Raw genomic sequence first — 291 nt, 5'->3', positions numbered from 1 at the left:
AGATTGGTGGCGACGCGGAGGAGCGTGCCGCCGAGTACATCAAGGCAAACGTCACCAAGCCCGTGGTCGGTTATGTGGCTGGCTTTACCGCTCCCGAGGGCAAGACCATGGGCCACGCGGGTGCGATCGTCTCAGGTTCTTCGGGGACCGCACAGGCGAAGAAAGAGGCCCTGGAGGCTGCCGGCGTGAAGGTTGGCAAGACCCCTTCTGAGGCCGCTAATTTGATGCGCGAAATCTTCGCCAACAAATAGCATTCCGCCCGGTTCGGGCAGCTAATAAGACCCCCGGCGG

The 291-nt window shown here is 61.9% G+C and carries 1 pseudogene; it reads left to right on the top strand.

Going from position 1 to position 291, the window contains the following annotated elements:
• A pseudogene (locus HMPREF2554_RS08080) lies at nucleotides 1-251 on the top strand (succinate--CoA ligase subunit alpha); the annotation flags it as partial.
• Between the last annotated feature and the right edge of the window lie 40 nt (nucleotides 252-291).

Origin of the sequence: Rothia sp. HMSC071F11 (assembly GCF_001809115.1) — a bacterium.
GTDB classification, from domain to species: Bacteria; Actinomycetota; Actinomycetes; order Actinomycetales; family Micrococcaceae; genus Rothia; species Rothia dentocariosa.
This window is presented reverse-complemented; position numbering and strand designations above follow the sequence as displayed.